Consider the following 15,610-nt stretch of genomic DNA (forward strand, 5'->3'; position numbering starts at 1 on the left):
GCGCAGACCCGGCCGTTCTCCACAGGACACCTCTCCTCCACAGGCCGCGCAGGCCGCCCGTTCTCCACAGCCACTCGCTCCTCCCCGACAGGACCCTCCCGCCATGCCCCTGATCACCACCCCGGCCGGCGTCGCCGTGCACTACGAGACGACGGGCGACCCGTCCGGCCGCCCGCTCGTCCTGCTGCACGGCGGCGGCGCCCAGCTGATCGGCTGGGACGACCGCTTCTGCGAGCTGCTCGCCGAGCACGGCTTCTTCGTCGTCCGCACCGACAACCGCGACGTCGGCCTCAGCCAGGCGACCGGCGGCCCGGAGGACACCTCGGCCGGCTACGACCTCGCCGACATGGCGCTCGACGTCGTCGCCGTGCTCGACGAGCTCGGGATCGCGCGCGCGCACCTCACCGGCATGTCGATGGGCGGCTACATCGCCCAGCTGGTCGCGATCCTGCACCCGGAGCGGGTCGCCTCGCTCGGCCTGATGTCGACCTCGCTCAGCTCGGCGCCGGAGTTCCTGGTCGGCGAGCACACCGGGCAGCCGATCATCGAGGTCCCGGAGGTCCTCGACCGCGACGCCTACATCGCCATGTTCGTCGGCGGCCAGCGGCACTACCAGTCGCCCGGCTTCCCCTTCGACGAGGCGGCGAGCGCCGCCCTCGGCGCCCGCTACTACGACCGCGCCTACACCCCGACCGGGCTGATCCGGCAGTGGAACGCGCTGCTGCGCGGGCCGCTCGAGCGGCGGGAGGCGATGGCGAAGGTCACCGTGCCGGTCGCCGTCCTCCACGGCCGCGGCGACCAGAGCCTGCACTGGAGCGCCGCGCTCGAGACCGCGCGGATCCTGCCCCAGGCCGAGCTGCACCTCTACGAGGAGATGGGTCACGACATCCCGGTGGAGCTCTGGCCCGAATTCGCTGCGATCCTGGCTCGGACCGCCGCCCGCGCCGAGAGGACCGCCGATGCGTGAGAGCACCGAGTACGCGATGACCGACCCCGCCGAGATCCGCGCCCTGATCCGCGCGACGCCCTGGGCGACGATGGTCAGCGCCACCGAGGACGGCGTCGTCGTCTCGCACTACCCGTTCCTGCTGGAGGAGCCGCTCCCCGGCGCCGACCCCGACGAGCTCGTGCTGGTCAGCCACGTCGGCCGGCCCGACGAGCGCGCCCACCGGCTCGGCGAGTCCGAGCTGGCCGTGGTCTTCCAGGGCCCGCACGGCTACGTCTCGCCCAGCTGGTACGGCGTGACGCGCGCGGTGCCGACCTGGAACTTCGCCGCCGTGCACGTCTGGGGCGTGCCCGAGCTGCTCGGCGACGAGGAGAACCTCGCCGTGCTGGAGCGGCTCGTCGACCACTTCGAGGACGAGCTGCCCGAGCCGTTCCGCCTCCGGATCAGCGCCGAGAACGCGGCCTACGCCGAGCGGATCGTGCACGGCACGGTCGGCTTCCGGCTCCGGGTCACCCGGCTCGAAGCCAAGGAGAAGATGAGCCAGGACAAGCCGGCGGAGGTCGTCGACCGGGTCACCGCGGCGCTGGACGCGCCGGGGCCGTACTCGAACCCCGCGCTCGCCCAGCGGATGCGCCGCGTGCACGCGCAGTCCCCCGCGCAGCCGCGGCCGGAGACTCCGCAGTGATCCCCGGCCTCCACGACGACCTGGTGCGCCTGCGCCGCCGCCTGCACGCCGACCCCGAGCTCGGCCTCGCCCTCCCGCGCACCCAGGCGCTGCTGCTCGAGGAGCTGGCCCCGCTCGGCCTCGAGATCACGACCGGCCGCGGCCTCGGCTCGATCACCGCCGTCCTCCGCGGCGGCCGCCCCGGACCGGTCGTGCTGCTGCGCGCCGACATGGACGCGCTCCCCGTCGTCGAGGCGACCGGGCTGCCCTTCGCCGCGACGAACGGCGCGATGCACGCCTGCGGCCACGACCTGCACATGGCCGGGCTGATCGGCGCGGCCCGCCTGCTCGCGGCCGGCCGCGACGAGCTCGCCGGCACCGTCGTCCTGATGCTCCAGCCCGGCGAGGAGGGCTTCGCCGGCGGCCGCCTGATGATCGAGGAGGGCGTGCTCGACGCGGCGGGCGAGCGCCCGGTCGCCGCCTTCGCGATGCACGTCGACTGCTCCACCGACTCCGGCCTCTTCGTCACCCGCTCCGGCCCGATGATGGCGAGCGCCAGCGGTATGCGGATCACCGTGACCGGCACCGGCGGGCACGCCGCGTTCCCGCACCTCGCCGTCGACCCGATCCCCGCGGCGGCCGCCCTGGTGCAGGCCCTGCAGACCTTCGTCGCCCGCCGCGTCCCGGCGACCGACCCCGCCGTCGTCTCGGTGGTCAGCATCGTCAGCGACTCGACCGCACCCAACGTCCTGGCCGCACGGGTCGAGCTGATGCTCAACATCCGCACGCTCTCCCGCGACACCTTCGCCCTCGTCCGCTCCTCGCTCGCCGAGCTCGCCGCAGGCGTCGCCGCGGCGCACGGCTGCGGCGTCGAGACCGAGTTCATCGACTCCTACCCCGTCACCCACAACGACCCGGAGGAGACCGAGCGCGTGATCGCCGCGCTCACCGCCCGGCACGGCGCCGACCGCGTGCTCCGCCTCCCCGCGCCGTCGATGGCGTCGGAGGACTTCGCCTACGTCCTCGACGAGATCCCCGGCACCCTCCTCTTCCTCGGCACCCGCCCGCCCGGCGTCCCGGCCGAGGGCGCCCCCTCGATGCACTCCGAGTCCGCCGTCTTCGACGACGCCCTGCTCGGCCTGCTCGCCGAGACCCTCGCGCAGCTGGCGCTGGATCGGCTGGCGGTCGGCCGGGCATCCGACGCGCCGACTCCCGCCGGGGCGCTCGCGTGACCCGCTACCGCGCCCTCTCCCCCGAGGCCCTGCGGGCGGTCCTCGGCGAGCCCGAGCAGCCGGCGCGCGACAAGATCATGGACCGGCTCGACCGCAGCTGCCGCGTCTTCCTGGCGCACTCGCCGTTCGCCTGCCTCTCCACCAGCGACGCCGCCGGCCGCTGCGACAGCTCCCCGCGCGGCGACCGCCCCGGCTTCCTTCGCGCCCTCGACGACCGCACCGTGGTCATCCCCGACCGCCTCGGCAACCGCCTCGGCGACTCCTTCTCCAACATCCTCGAGAACGGCCACGTCGGCCTGGTCTGCTTCGTGCCCGGCATGACCGAGACGCTCCGGATCAACGGCTCCGCGTACGTCACCGACGCCCCGGAGCTGCTCGCGATGCTCGAGCAGGACCACGTCGTCCCGGACCTCGCCACCGTCGTCGAGATCGAGCAGGTCTACCTGCACTGCGGACGCGCCCTGCTGCGCTCGCGGCTCTGGGACCCGGAGATGCAGGATCTCGCCGCGGAGGTGCCGAGCGCCGGCACGATGTGGGCCGAGGCCTCCGGGCTGAGCGCCGAGGTCGCGCGCGCGATCGACGACGCCTCGGACCTCGGCTACCGGACGCTGTACTGACGTGGCGGGTCCTGAGGTGGCGGGTCTCGATGTCGCGGGTCCTGACACGGCGGGTCCTGATCCGGCGGAACCTGACGTGGCGGGTCCCGATCCGGCGGGACCTGACGTGGCGGGTCCCGACGCGGCGGGTCCTGACATCGCTGGTTTTGACGCAGCGGGTCCCGGCGCGGCGCCGCGATGCCTGATCGAGGTGCCGGCGTGAGCGACCGCGCGGGCCGGATCCCGCTCGTCGTCACCGCGATCGTGCCGGAGGCGGAGGGCGTCGTCGCGCTCGAGCTCGCCGACCCCGCGGGCGGCGACCTGCCCGAGTGGGAGCCGGGCGCGCACCTCGACGTCCAGCTGATCACCCGGCAGGAGCGGCAGTACTCGCTCTGCGGCGACCCCGCCGACCGCCGCCGATACCGGATCGCCGTCCTCCGCGAGGAGCGCTCGCGCGGCGTCTCGATGTACCTCCACGACTTCCTCCGCGTCGGCGCCACCGTGCACGTCCGCCCGCCGCGCTCCCTCTTCCCGCCGGCGAGCGCCGACGAGCACCTGCTCCTCGCGGCCGGCATCGGCATCACCGCGATCCTTCCGCTCGCCCAGCGCCTCGACCGCGACGGAGCCCCGTGGAGCCTGCACTACGCCGTCCGCAGCGCCGCCCACCTGCCGTTCCGCCGCGAGCTGGCCGCGCTCGGCGACCGCGTCACCGTGCACACCCCGGCCCCGGACTCCCCGGCCTCGAACTCCGCGGACCCGAACTTCGCGGCTCCGGTTTCTGCGGCCCCCGACTCCGCAGATCCGAACACGCCGGCCCCGTCCTCCGCAATCCCGGCCTCCCTCCGCTTCCGCGGCCGCCTCGACCTCCCCGCGCTTCTGGCGGAGCCCCGCCCCGGAGTCGCCGTGCAGGCGTGCGGCCCCGCCCGCTTCCTCGACGCGATCGCCGCCGCGATGTCCGCCTGGCCCGCGGGCAGCCTGCACCTCGAGCGCTTCGAGCCGAAGCCCGTCGCCGCCCGCCCCAACGCCCCGTTCACCGTGCACTGCGCCCGCTCCGCCGTCTCCGTCGAGGTCGGCGCCGGCCAGTCGATGCTGCACGCCCTGACCTCCCGCGACATCCCCGTCACCGGCTCCTGCCTCCGCGGCGTCTGCGGCTCCTGCGCCATCCCCGTCCTCGCGGGCCCCGTCGACCACCGCGACTCCCTGACGACGTCCCCCGACTCCCCCGTCATGTACCCCTGCGTCTCCCGAGCCGCAGCCTCCGAGCTGACGATCGACCTCTGACGTCACCGCGAGATGCCACTTGTGCACGGATCCCTCGGCGTGTCGCGTACACAAGTGGCATCTCGCGGGCCCGATCACACTGACCGGGCGGCCCGCGAAGCGGCCCCTCCCTGCTGATCGAGTAGCCCGCGCAGCGGGCGTATCGAGATCCTCCCAGGCAAGAACTCCAGCCTGCAGACCCGCCCAGCCGAGCACGCCGGGTCTCGATACTCCCCTCCGGGGCTACTCGACCAACATGGACCTCCACCTCCGCTGCTCCCGGGCCTTCCTCATGCCGGTCGAGCAGCCGCGCAGCGGCGTATCGAGACCCACGTGAGCCAGAATTTTTTGCCAACGGACATTCCGCGCCGAAAAACTACCGGTCTCGCGCCAGGTCTTGAAGGAGCCGCCCAATACCGACCAAACTGAGTCACGAAAAGGAACCGGCTGGCGTCCGGTGGACATTCCTATTCAGATGCCCATCCACAAGCATGGATACAATTCAGAAATCGATTCGCAGGCGCACACTTCTTGTCCAGATCACCGATGGCGGTGAACTACTCGAATGACGCGTCGCGGCATGAAGTGCCTTGATTTTCATCACAAGTATCTGAATCGGCTCGGCGTCCGCTCGACCCGGGTTGAGCCGTGCTGTGAACACACCACCTGTCGCCAGTATCTCGATCGAGGAGTGAATACCTCCGCCCTCTCGTCGATCCCAGCACCTGGATCAACCTGACCCAGTAGAGAGAAGGACAAGAAATGAAAGCTAGACGCACATTCGGGTCGACCGCGGCCGCCGTGACTGCGGTCCTCATATCGACATGCTTACCGAGCGTCGCGAACGCGGACACGTACTCCGTCGCAGACGTTCTCGAGAGGGCTGAGACCGTCGCTGTCGGGTCATCGACTCCGGCCGACGCCCAGCTGCCCGCTGTTCACGCCGGCGACGACGGCCCGACCGTCGCGGTGGAGGGCGCAGACCTGTCGGTCACTCTGGGTGCTTCGGACGACGCCGCAATCTCCGAGTCGGAACAGTTCGCAACGGTGGAGGACGAATCCATCACCTACGCGATCAGTCATCCCAGGGAAGGCGCGACGCGATTCTCAGCAGTCCTCCGCACCCCCACGAACGACCACCCACACTGGACCTTCGGGAGCGACACCCAGCTTCTCCTTCTCGATAACGGATCAGTGAGCATCTCGGAGGGTGATGAATTCATAGGGGGCATCGAAGCGCCGTGGGCGGTCGACGCTCTGGGACGCTCGCTCTCCACGCATTACGAGATATCAGGCTCCACACTGACTCAGGTCATCGACACCGCGGAAGCGGCTTTCCCCGTCGTCGCCGACCCCACTGTCGACTTCTTTGGCCTGTACATCCAAGTTCACCTGAACAGGCAAGAGAGCTTCACGGCAGTGGGCGGCTATGGGGCCTGCGCTGGCGTACTAAGCAAGTCGCCCGTGCCGTTCGCCAGACTGCTTTCGGTTGCTTGCACGACGGTTGCCGCCATTGGCACGTCTCAAGTGGCCGGCGGCAAATGCATCTCTATTCACTACGTCGTCGGACTCGGAGGGCCCGCGGGCGTGTGGTGGCCGTGGACCAGGGATTGCTAGAGCAATAACGTGATGCTCGTCGCAGTGGGCGCCGTCCTCTTCGGTCTCGGCGCCCTGTCCGGGAGAGCAGGGCCGAAGCTCGGCACAGCCCTCGCCCTCGCCCCTCTCGCGGTGTGGTTCGGCGTGTTGGCGTGGCTCATCCAGACGGGAACGCTCGAGGGCCCGAAGGGAGAAGCACATGCCAACTACCTCTTCATCGGTCTCATAGCGTTCTCTGTCGGATCGAACCTGACGACCCGCCCCTCGTCACCCCGAGGACCACGCCGAGACCACTGATCACCCTGCCGCGACAACGCGACACCCTGCGCTCCCGCGAGATGCCACTTGTGCGGCCGACACGCCGTCAAAAGCGCTCACAAGTGGCATCTCGCGACCCCGACCAGCCCGCACAGCGGCCCCTGCATGCTGATCGAGTAGCCCGCGAAGCGGGCGTATCGGGCGGAGGGGGCGCCTCCGGCGCCAGCGCAGGGCGGGGAACAGACCGACGTCCTTAGGTGGGCGGGTCTCGATACCTCCCTGCGGGGCTACTCGACCAACATGTCTGCGGGCGTCTCTTCCAAGTAGATCCGCCCACCGCCAGAACTGAGGCCACCCTTACTGAGAGTTAGGCTAGCCTACCCTCATGCATCGCACATCCAGCTCTCGCATCCCCCTGCTGATCGCCGGTCTCGCCGCCGCCTCCGTCGCCCTCGCCGGCTGCTCGTCCGGCGCCTCCGGAGCCGCCCCGAGCGACGCCGCCGCAGCCACGATCGTCGTCGAGAACGCCAAGCCCACGCTGACCCTCGTCGAGGAGGACGGCGAGCAGTCCTACCAGGAGGACACGGCCGTCGCCCGCACCTCCGTCGAGGTCCCCGCGTCCCCCTCCGCCGTGGTCACCTTCGACATCGCGACCCTCGACACCCTGCACACCATCGGTGCCGGCGACGCGGTCGTCGCGATCCCGGACGCGACCCTGCCCGAGTACCTCGCCGAGTACGCCGACCTGCCGAAGGTCGGCACGCTCTTCGAGCCCGACTTCGAGGCCGTCGCCGAGCTCGAGCCCGACCTCATCGTCACCGCCGCGCGCAGCACCGGCCAGTACGACGAGCTGTCCGAGATCGCCACCACGATCGACCTGACCGGCAGCTACGCCGGCACCTTCGACCCCGCCGCCGCCCTCGAGCGAGCCACCCAGCTCGGCGAGATCTTCGACCGCGAGGAGGAGGTCGCCGCCCAGGCCGCCGCCACCGAGCAGCTCGCCGCGACCATCGAGGACCGGGCCGACGGCAGCGCCCTCGTGCTCTCCGTCTCCGGCGGCGAGTACAGCGCCTTCGGCGAGGGCTCCCGCTTCGGCTACTTCTTCGACGATCTCGGCTTCACCCCCGCCGTCGCCGCGGCCGAGCTGCCCGGCACGGAGGGATCCCCGCACGGCGACACCGTCACCAACGAGTTCCTCCTCACCGCCGCCCCCGAGTGGATCTTCGCCTTCGACCGCGGCGCGGCCACCGGCGCCGCGAGCACCGCCGAGGCGACCCTCGACAACGCCCTCGTCGCGCAGACCCCCGCCGCGCAGAACGACCGCATCGTCCAGTTGCCCGCGAGCGAGCTGTACATCGTGATCAACGGCCTCACCGCCGTGCAGAACGTGCTCGAGAGCGTGCACGACGCGATGCAGAGCTGAGCGCTCCCCGCGTGGTCCGTCCTCCCGTCCGCGCGCTGACCGTCGCGGGGGTGGCGCTCGTCGCCGCCCTCGCGACGCTCTCGCTGTTCCTCGGGGTCGCCGAGCTCGACGCGTTCGTCCTCGTCGAGAGCCGCCTCCCCCGCACCCTCGCCCTGATCCTCGCCGGCGCGGCGTTCGCCGTCACCGGCCTGATCCTGCAGCTGCTCACCCGCAACCGCCTCGTCGAGTCCGGCACCACCGGCGCGACCGACGCCGCGACCCTCGCTCTGCTCGGAGTCCTCCTGCTCGCCCCTGCGCTGCCGATGGGAGCGAAGGCGGCGCTGGCCGCGGTCGGCGCCCTCGCGGGCGTGCTCGGCTTCCTCGCACTGTCCCGCCGCATCCCGGCGCGCTCCAGCGTCCTCGTGCCCGTCGTCGGCCTCCTCTACTCCGGAGTGATCGGCGCCGCCACCACCTTCCTCGCCTACCGCACCGACACCCAGCAGGAGCTCCTGAACTGGGGCATCGGCGACTTCTCCGGCATCCTCCGCGGCCGCTACGAGATGCTCTACGTCGCCGCGGCCGCCGCCGCCGTGGCCTGGATCGCCGCCGACCGCTTCACCGTCGCCGCCCTCGGCGAGGACACCGCGCGCGGCCTCGGCCTCGACACCCGCGCGGTGATGCTCACCGGCGTCGTCATCATCGCCGCGGTCACCGGAGTGATGATCGTCGTGACCGGCGCCCTGCCCTTCCTCGGCCTGATCGTGCCCAACCTCGTCAGCCGGCTCGTCGGCGACACCATGCGCCGCTCCGTGCCGCTCGTCGCCCTGCTCGGAGCGGCCCTCGTCCTCGCCTGCGACCTGGTCGCCCGCACCGTCCGCTTCCCGTTCGAGCTGCCGATCTCCCTGGTGATGGGGATCCTCGGCGGCCTCGTCTTCCTCCGCCTGCTGATCGGGCCCGCCCGTCGGAGGACCGCCGCGTGACCGCCCTCGCACCCCGCCGCGCCGCCCGCGCCCTCCGCCCGGCGGCCCTGCGCAGCCCCGGCCCGCACCTGGTGCTCCTCGCCGCGATCGCCGTCGCCGTCGTCGCCCTCTACCTCGTCACCGATCTGCCCGGCCGCTGGGAGTACGCGCTCGGCCTGCGCACCCGCACCGTTCTCGGTATGGTGATCGCGGCCGCGGCGATCGGAGTCGGCACCGTCCTCTTCCAGACCGTCACCGCGAACCGCATCCTCACCCCCGGCATCATGGGCTTCGACGCGGTGTTCCTGCTGCTGCAGGTGGTGACCGCCTTCGCGATCGGCCCCGCCCTGCTGGTGTCGGCGCCGCCACTCGCCTCCTGGCTGGTGGAGCTGGTGCTGATGGTCGGCGTCGTCACGGCCCTCTACTCCTGGCTCTTCGTCCGCCGCCGGCTCGATCTGCAAGTGATCGTGCTCGCGGGCCTGGTCCTCGGCGTGCTGCTGCGCTCGGTCACCGGCTTCCTGCAGCGCCTCCTCGATCCGGACACCTTCGCCGTCGTGCAGAACCTGACCTTCGCGAGCTTCACCTCCGTCGACCGCGAGCTGCTGCTGCCGACCGGCGTGCTCGTCGCCGCGGCGATCGCCTCCCTCTGGCCGATCCGCCGCTCTCTCGACGTGCTCGCGCTCGGCGAGGCGACCGCCGTCTCCCTCGGAGTCGAGCACCGCCACACCGTGATGCATGTGATCGTCGCGGTCGCGGTGATGGTGGCGGCCTCGACCGCGCTCGTGGGCCCGGTCGCCTTCTTCGGCCTGATCGTCGCCAACGTCGCCTACACCGTCGTCGGCCACCGGCACCTGCGCAGCATTCCGGCGGCGGTCGCGGTCGGAGTGGTCGCCCTCGTCGGCGGCCAGCTCGTGCTCGACCGCGTGCTCGGTTTCGGCACCGAGCTGCCGGTCGTCATCGAGTTCGCCGGCGGCCTCCTCTTCCTCCTCCTCGTGCTCACCGGAAGGGCCCGCTGACATGATCCAGACCACCGCCGTCACCACCCGGCACGGGAGCGTCGTCGCCGTCGACGACGTCACACTGGCCCTCGAGGCGGGCCTCACCGCGATCATCGGCCCGAACGGCTCCGGCAAGTCGACCCTCCTCGCCACCATCGGCCGCCTGGTGAAGCCGTCCGCCGGCAGCGTCAGCGTCGACGGCCTCGACGTCGCGACCACCCGCTCCCGCGACATCGCCCGGCGCCTGGCGATCCTCCGCCAGGACAACCACGTCGCGATCCGCCTGAGCGTGGAAGACCTCGTCGCCTACGGCCGCTTCCCGCACGGCGGCCGGGGCACCTCCCCCGAGGACCGCGCCCACGTCGACGCCGCGATCGCCGCCCTCGACCTCTCGGCCGTCCGCGAGCGCTTCCTCGACGAGCTCTCCGGCGGCCAGCGCCAGCGCGCCTTCGTCGCGATGGCGCTCGCGCAGGACACCGACCACCTCCTCCTCGACGAGCCGCTGAACAACCTCGACCCGCGCCACGGCGTCGTGCTGATGAAGCTCCTGCGCCGCCTCGCCGACGAGCGGGGGATGACGATCGTCGTGGTCCTGCACGACATCAACGTCGCCGCCCGGTTCGCCGACCGCATCGTCGCCGTCCGCCACGGCCGCATCGCCCATCACGGCCCGGTCGCCGAGGTCCTAACCGCCCCGCACCTCGAGGCGCTCTACGACACCCGCGCGCTGGTGGCCGACGTCGCCGGCCACCGCATCGTCCTCTGGCAGTGACGCCCCTCCCCCGTCCGCGAGATGCCACTTGTGCACGCATTCCTCGGCGTGTCGCGCTCACAAGTGGCATCTCGCGGCGCCGCCGACACGCGCCCCGAGTGCCACGCGCAGCGGCCCGCCCCATGCTGATCGAGTAGCCCGCGCAGCGGGCGTATCGAGATCCCCCCCTTGCTCGAGACGCCCCGGCGGGGCGACTCGACCGGCACGCACCCGGACCCGCTCGGTCTAACGCAGCCCGGCCGCGCACTCCAGCAGGTCGGGGATGCCGCTCACGGGCTGCGGCTCAGGGTCGGCCCGCGGGCCGAGGCGGCGGAAGACCGGCGGCTCCGTCGCCAGCACCTGACCGACAGCGCGCCCTCCGGTCCAGACCGTCAGCAGCACCTCGCCGTCCGGGCGCTCGGGAGCGCCGATCTCGTAGACCCGGCCCCGCACGGCCGCGCGCACCGGCGTCTTCCGGGCCAGGTGCACCCACACCGGGAACTCGCAGACCATGTCGACTCCTTTCTCATCAGCCCTCGACCGGGAGGAACCGCTCAGTAGTCGAGAGCGCTCTCGACGTCGAAGTCCGAGGTCAGACCGCCGTCGCCCGGCTGGACCGGGTGCGACCCGACGAGCGCCTCGGTGCGCGCGCGGATCCGCTGCACCTCCTCGTGGTTGTCCGGCTCGGGCAACTCGGACGGCGTCGTCTCCGAGACGAGCGACGCGCCGGAGTTCAGCAGGAACGACACCTGGATCGTCGCGCCGTCCGCCCCGATCCCCGTGTACTCGACCCGGTCGGCCGTGCGGTTCGCGCCGAGTGCGACCGCGTACGCCACCAGGGCGTCCGCTGCGTCGTCCCCGAGCAGGATCGTCTTGTCCGCGAAGAGGATGTGCTTCATGTCGACCATGCTCGGTCGAGGTCCCCGCCCCCGGGGAGGTCCTTGACAGATCGAGGAGGAGACGGGACGGTGGCGAGGATCGATCGGGGTTGTCAGGGCCGTCGATCTGGAGAAGGGTGGCAGACAGGCGGGCGCCCGCCGGCTGTGACGAAGGCTGGAGACGGCGATGGGAAAACTGTTCTACGACGGATCCGTCGAGATCGACTTCGAGGACCGGGTGCTCGCGCACCTGCAGATCGTCATCACCGCGAAGCTCCGCCGCAACGAGTCCTTCCTGCTCAGCTGGCGCGACGACCACAGCATGGGCGACGGCCGCAGCGCCATCTGGCTGCACCCCGCGGTCGGCCTGCGCTACAAGTACTTCGGCGGGCGGATGCCCCGCATCAACCCCGCCTGGATCGCCGCGCTCACCGATCTCGCCAACTCCGCCGGCGGCCTCTACGTCGTCGCCGAGCCCGACACCGAGCACGTCCGCACGCTCGACCGGGAGGCGCACTGATGCGCCGGCTCGACATCCTCTACGACGGAGCGCCCTACACGGTGAGCGACCGCACCGCCGCCCAGTTCCGGGTCGAGGTGGACGCCGCCCTCGCCGCGGAGACCCCGCAGTGGCTCGCCGTGAACCACGGCGAGGGCCGCGCCAGCACCGCACTCATCCTGATCACCCCGTTCACGGCGATCACGATCCTCACGAACGACGCCGAGGACGACGACACACCCGACGCGGCCTGAACGGCGCGGAGCCGACGCCGAAGCGTCGACGCTGCCGGCGGCCGCCTCGTCGCTCCGGCCCGCGCGTCCCGGCACCGCGGCGGCTAGGGTAGGCGCGATGACCGATTCCGCCGTCCTCTGCGACCCGTATCTGCGCGGGTACCCGATCGACGGCGTCGCCATCTCCACCCTCGGCCGCACGTTCGGCGGCGAGACGATCGCCGCCAGCGACCCGACGGCCGCGCGGCTCGACGAGATCCAGCTCGACCTCGGCCAGGGCCCCTGCTGGGACGCGATCGCCGCGGGCGCCCCCGTGTCCCTCCTCGACACCGGTACCGACGTGCGCTGGCCGCTCTTCGCCGAGGCGGTGGACGCCCTCGACGTGCGCTCGGTGTTCGCCTTCCCGCTCACCTTCGCCGGGCTCTCGATCGGCGCCGTCGACCTCTACACCCGCGCCCCGATCACCCTCGACGACGCCGCGCTCACCGAGATCTCGGCGCAGTCGCCCGCCACCTCGCTCCGGGTGCTCGCCGCGGTGCTCCACGACGACGCGGACGAGGTGAGCAGCAACCCCGGGTCCCGGAGGGTCGTCCACCAGGCGACCGGCATGATCATCGCCCGCTACCGCATCGACTCGGACGACGCCCTCGTGCTGCTGAGGGCCCACGCGTTCGCCCAGCACCGCCCCCTCGTCGACGTCGCCCAGGACATCGTCGCCCGCCAGGACGGCTTCCCCGACCGCCCGCTCACCGTTCAGGACGACTCATGGTGATCAACTCCCGCGAGCGGAGCGTCATCGCGACCTTCGTGGCCCTCTCCGACACGCTCATCGACGACTACGACGTCGTCGACTTCGCACAGACGCTCGTCGAGAGCAGCGCGACCCTCTTCGACGCGGTCTCAGCGGGCCTGGTGCTCGCCAGCCCCGAGGGCACGCTCGAGGTGCTCGCCTCGACGGACGAGGACACCCGCCTGATCGAGCTGCTGCAGCTCGAGACCGCCGGCCCGTGCATCGAGTGCTACGACACCGGGCGCCCCGTCATCGTGCCGGACACGTTCGCGGTCGACGACCGCTGGGCCGAGTTCCGCACCCGCTCGCGCGACCTCGGCGTCCGGGCCGCGCACTGCGTGCCGATGCGCTCGCGGGGCACCACGATCGGCTCGCTCAACCTCTTCCAGGCCGGCACCGGCACCCTCGACCCCGACGACATCGCCGTCGTGCAGGCCTTCGCCGACGTCGCGACGATCGGCATCCTGCACCAGCGCGCGCTCCGCGAGAGCACCGTCACCCAGGAGCAGCTGCAGCGCGCCCTCGACAGCCGCGTCCTGATCGAGCAGGCGAAGGGCATCATCGCCTACTCCCAGCGCACCACCGTCGACCGCGCCTTCGAGATCCTCCGCTCCCGCTCGCGCTCGACCTCCACGCCGATCACGACCCTCGCCCGCCAGATCATCGAGGGCTACCGGGACTGACCGGCCGCCGCGGCAGTTCGTGCTCCCCTGCCGGTCGAGCAGCGGGGCCGCAGCTTTCATGCTGGTCGAGCAGCGGGACCGCAGCTTTCATGCTGGTCGAGTAGCGGGCCGCAGGCCCGCGTATCGAGACCCGGTGGCCGACGTGCCTGCGGTGGGGGATCTCGATACGCCCGCTGCGCGGGCTACTCGATCAGCATGGAGCGCCCGCGCCCGTAAGAACAGGGAGCGCAGCTCGCCTTTCATGCTGGTCGAGTAGCGGGCCGCAGGCCCGCGTATCGAGACCCACCCGGTCCGTCCGCTACGCCGTCAGGGAGACGGCGGTCCAGGAGACCGGGGGCAGCGTCAGCGCCAGCACGCCGTCGACCAGCGTGGCGTCGACGGGCTTGAGGCCGACGCGGTTCTGGTCGTCCTTGGTGTTCCTGGCGTAGACGTCCTCGTCGAAGAGGGCGACCGCCTCGGCGACGGTGGAGACGCCGAGGCCGTTCACGTCGACCGTGACCTCGAGGGCGTCGGTCGTCGAGCGGTTCACCAGGAACACGGCCGCGCGACCGTCATCCAGCGTGGCGACGGAGTCGACGAGCGGCGCGTCACCGTGGCGCGAGGTGGAGTAGGACCCGACCTCGATCCGCGGCCGCAGCACCGAGCCCGACGCGAGGCGAGCGGTGGTGGAGAACGGGAAGAACGTGGTCTGCCGCCAGGCCGCTCCGCCCGGCTCGGTCATGATCGGCGCGATCACGTTGACGAGCTGCGCGAGCGACGCCGAGGTGACCCGGTCGGAGTTCTTCAGCAGCGTGATCATGAGGTTGCCGAGCACGACCGCGTCGGCGACCGAGTAGACGTCCTCCAACAGCCGCGGCGCGTACGGCCACTCCCGGGCACCGCTGGTGTCGGCGGCGGCGAGGGCGGCCTCCTCCTCCTGGTGCTCCTTGAGATACCAGATGTTCCACTCGTCGAAGGACAGCTTGATGTCCTTCGACTTCTTCAGCTTGTGCTTCACGTGGTCGACGGTCGCCGCGACGGTGGAGATGAAGTACTCCATGTCGAGCGAGGACGCCAGGAACGACCCCAGGTCGCCGTCGTACTCCTGGTAGTAGGCGTGGCAGGAGACGTACTCGACGTCGTCGTAGGCGTGCTCGAGGACCACCCGCTCCCATTCGCCGAAGGTCGGCATCGACGAGCCGGACGAGCCGCAGATCACGAGCTCGAGCGAGGGGTCGGCGATCTTGAGGGCCTTGGCGGTGCGGGAGGCGAGCTTGCCGTAGTCGTCGGCGTTCATGTGGCCGACCTGCCAGGGGCCGTCCATCTCATTGCCCAGGCACCACATGCGGATGTCGTGCGGCTCCGGCGACCCGTTCGCGATCCGCTGGTCGGCGAGGAACGTGCCGGCCTTGCCGTTCGCGTACTCGAGGACGTCCAAGGCCTCGAGGACGCCGCGGGTGCCGAGGTTGACGGCGTACATGATCTCGCTGCCGGTGAGCTTCGCCCACTTCGCGAAATCGTCCAGGCCCACCTCGTTGGTCTCGAGGGAGTGCCAGGCGAGGTCGCGGCGGCGCGGGCGGTCCTCGCGGGGTCCGACGCCGTCCTCCCACCGGTAGCCGGAGACGAAGTTCCCGCCGGGGTAGCGGACCGTGGTCGAGCCGAGCTCCTTGACCAGCTCGACCACGTCCAGGCGGAAGCCGTCCTCATTGGCGGTCGGGTGCCCGGGCTCGTAGATCCCGTCGTACACGCAGCGGCCGAGGTGCTCGACGAACGAGCCGAACAGCCGCGGATTCACGGGAGCGACCACCGCGGCCGGGTCGAGGGAGATGCGCGCGGTCGCGGGCGGGGAGACGGCGCGGGAGGCGTCGGTCATGGCAGAGCCTTTC

At 71.5% G+C, this 15,610-nt stretch carries 17 protein-coding genes; 14 read left to right on the forward strand and 3 right to left on the reverse strand.

All coding sequences use genetic code 11. The annotated features are described in order from the left end of the window. The first annotated feature begins 103 nt into the window (after positions 1-103). From MT351_RS10955 to MT351_RS11000, 10 genes are all read left to right on the forward strand, one after another. A complete protein-coding gene (locus MT351_RS10955; RefSeq protein WP_132436519.1) occupies positions 104-967 on the forward strand; it encodes an alpha/beta fold hydrolase in 864 nt (287 codons plus the stop codon). Then, positions 960-1,631 (forward strand): FMN-binding negative transcriptional regulator, encoded by a 672-nt coding sequence (locus tag MT351_RS10960; RefSeq protein ID WP_132436517.1) that lies wholly within the window; start codon positions 960-962, stop codon positions 1,629-1,631. Before MT351_RS10955 ends, MT351_RS10960 begins: the two co-directional genes overlap by 8 nt. Then, positions 1,628-2,842: a M20 family metallopeptidase gene (locus MT351_RS10965; protein WP_243582182.1), complete on the forward strand. Its 1,215-nt coding sequence runs from the start codon at positions 1,628-1,630 to the stop codon at positions 2,840-2,842. The genes MT351_RS10960 and MT351_RS10965 overlap by 4 nt, the downstream gene beginning before the upstream one ends. Further along, positions 2,839-3,459 (forward strand): MSMEG_1061 family FMN-dependent PPOX-type flavoprotein, encoded by a 621-nt coding sequence (locus tag MT351_RS10970; protein WP_207901671.1) that lies wholly within the window; start codon positions 2,839-2,841, stop codon positions 3,457-3,459. Before MT351_RS10965 ends, MT351_RS10970 begins: the two co-directional genes overlap by 4 nt. A 198-nt stretch (positions 3,460-3,657) precedes the next feature. Further along, positions 3,658-4,719, forward strand: a complete 1,062-nt coding sequence (locus MT351_RS20310) for a PDR/VanB family oxidoreductase (protein ID WP_123737635.1) — start codon at positions 3,658-3,660, stop codon at positions 4,717-4,719. Positions 4,720-5,460: 741 nt separating this feature from the next. Beyond that, complete coding sequence (locus MT351_RS10980; protein ID WP_123737634.1) at positions 5,461-6,315, forward strand: hypothetical protein; 855 nt, start codon at positions 5,461-5,463, stop codon at positions 6,313-6,315. A 622-nt stretch (positions 6,316-6,937) separates the two neighbouring features. After that, positions 6,938-7,975, forward strand: a complete 1,038-nt coding sequence (locus MT351_RS10985; RefSeq protein WP_123737633.1) for a siderophore ABC transporter substrate-binding protein — start codon at positions 6,938-6,940, stop codon at positions 7,973-7,975. Between the two features lie 11 nt (positions 7,976-7,986). Continuing rightward, complete coding sequence (locus tag MT351_RS10990; protein WP_243582183.1) at positions 7,987-8,934, forward strand: iron chelate uptake ABC transporter family permease subunit; 948 nt, start codon at positions 7,987-7,989, stop codon at positions 8,932-8,934. Further along, the gene (locus MT351_RS10995) at positions 8,931-9,929 is read left to right on the forward strand and encodes an iron chelate uptake ABC transporter family permease subunit (protein WP_243582184.1); all 999 of its coding nucleotides are present in this window, start codon (positions 8,931-8,933) and stop codon (positions 9,927-9,929) included. The genes MT351_RS10990 and MT351_RS10995 overlap by 4 nt, the downstream gene beginning before the upstream one ends. A gap of 1 nt (position 9,930) precedes the next feature. Further along, the gene (locus MT351_RS11000; RefSeq protein ID WP_123737632.1) at positions 9,931-10,683 is read left to right on the forward strand and encodes an ABC transporter ATP-binding protein; all 753 of its coding nucleotides are present in this window, start codon (positions 9,931-9,933) and stop codon (positions 10,681-10,683) included. A 225-nt stretch (positions 10,684-10,908) separates the two neighbouring features. Here the strand turns inward: MT351_RS11000 and MT351_RS11005 are convergent, their stop codons facing one another. Both MT351_RS11005 and MT351_RS11010 read right to left on the reverse strand, forming a co-directional pair. Next, entirely contained in the window at positions 10,909-11,175 is a 267-nt protein-coding gene (locus MT351_RS11005) for a hypothetical protein (RefSeq protein ID WP_123737631.1), read from the reverse strand. 41 nt (positions 11,176-11,216) lie between these two features. Beyond that, on the reverse strand, positions 11,217-11,561 hold the full coding sequence (locus tag MT351_RS11010) for a hypothetical protein (RefSeq protein ID WP_123706266.1): 345 nt from the start codon (positions 11,559-11,561) through the stop codon (positions 11,217-11,219). A 166-nt stretch (positions 11,562-11,727) separates the two neighbouring features. On the opposite strand from MT351_RS11010, the gene MT351_RS11015 reads away from it, so the two are divergent. The 4 genes from MT351_RS11015 (at position 11,728) to MT351_RS11030 (ending at position 13,745) form a co-directional block, all read left to right on the forward strand. Beyond that, entirely contained in the window at positions 11,728-12,060 is a 333-nt protein-coding gene (locus MT351_RS11015) for an ATP-dependent DNA ligase (RefSeq protein WP_132436513.1), read from the forward strand. Next, positions 12,060-12,293, forward strand: a complete 234-nt coding sequence (locus MT351_RS11020) for a hypothetical protein (RefSeq protein WP_132436511.1) — start codon at positions 12,060-12,062, stop codon at positions 12,291-12,293. Before MT351_RS11015 ends, MT351_RS11020 begins: the two co-directional genes overlap by 1 nt. 97 nt (positions 12,294-12,390) lie before the next feature. Then, the gene (locus MT351_RS11025) at positions 12,391-13,044 is read left to right on the forward strand and encodes a GAF and ANTAR domain-containing protein (RefSeq protein WP_127887769.1); all 654 of its coding nucleotides are present in this window, start codon (positions 12,391-12,393) and stop codon (positions 13,042-13,044) included. Next, complete coding sequence (locus MT351_RS11030) at positions 13,038-13,745, forward strand: GAF and ANTAR domain-containing protein (protein WP_132436509.1); 708 nt, start codon at positions 13,038-13,040, stop codon at positions 13,743-13,745. Before MT351_RS11025 ends, MT351_RS11030 begins: the two co-directional genes overlap by 7 nt. A gap of 298 nt (positions 13,746-14,043) precedes the next feature. Here the strand turns inward: MT351_RS11030 and MT351_RS11035 are convergent, their stop codons facing one another. Next, complete coding sequence (locus tag MT351_RS11035; RefSeq protein WP_132436507.1) at positions 14,044-15,597, reverse strand: alpha-N-arabinofuranosidase; 1,554 nt, start codon at positions 15,595-15,597, stop codon at positions 14,044-14,046. Between the last annotated feature and the right edge of the window lie 13 nt (positions 15,598-15,610).

This window comes from Rathayibacter sp. VKM Ac-2926 (assembly GCF_022815565.1).
GTDB classification, from domain to species: domain Bacteria; phylum Actinomycetota; class Actinomycetes; order Actinomycetales; family Microbacteriaceae; genus Rathayibacter; species Rathayibacter festucae.

Excerpts from the sequence above, each read along its gene's own strand:
- MT351_RS11030 (WP_132436509.1), top strand. The coding sequence starts at position 13,038 with ATGGTGATCAACTCCCGCGAGCGGAGCGTCATCGCGACCTTCGTGGCC.
- MT351_RS11025 (WP_127887769.1), top strand. The coding sequence starts at position 12,391 with ATGACCGATTCCGCCGTCCTCTGCGACCCGTATCTGCGCGGGTACCCG.
- MT351_RS11000 (WP_123737632.1), top strand. The coding sequence starts at position 9,931 with ATGATCCAGACCACCGCCGTCACCACCCGGCACGGGAGCGTCGTCGCC.
- MT351_RS10985 (WP_123737633.1), top strand. The coding sequence starts at position 6,938 with ATGCATCGCACATCCAGCTCTCGCATCCCCCTGCTGATCGCCGGTCTC.
- MT351_RS11020 (WP_132436511.1), top strand. The coding sequence starts at position 12,060 with ATGCGCCGGCTCGACATCCTCTACGACGGAGCGCCCTACACGGTGAGC.
- MT351_RS11035 (WP_132436507.1), bottom strand. The coding sequence starts at position 15,597 with ATGACCGACGCCTCCCGCGCCGTCTCCCCGCCCGCGACCGCGCGCATC.
- MT351_RS11010 (WP_123706266.1), bottom strand. The coding sequence starts at position 11,561 with ATGAAGCACATCCTCTTCGCGGACAAGACGATCCTGCTCGGGGACGAC.
- MT351_RS10960 (WP_132436517.1), top strand. The coding sequence starts at position 960 with ATGCGTGAGAGCACCGAGTACGCGATGACCGACCCCGCCGAGATCCGC.
- MT351_RS11015 (WP_132436513.1), top strand. The coding sequence starts at position 11,728 with ATGGGAAAACTGTTCTACGACGGATCCGTCGAGATCGACTTCGAGGAC.
- MT351_RS11005 (WP_123737631.1), bottom strand. The coding sequence starts at position 11,175 with ATGGTCTGCGAGTTCCCGGTGTGGGTGCACCTGGCCCGGAAGACGCCG.
- MT351_RS10955 (WP_132436519.1), top strand. The coding sequence starts at position 104 with ATGCCCCTGATCACCACCCCGGCCGGCGTCGCCGTGCACTACGAGACG.
- MT351_RS10980 (WP_123737634.1), top strand. The coding sequence starts at position 5,461 with ATGAAAGCTAGACGCACATTCGGGTCGACCGCGGCCGCCGTGACTGCG.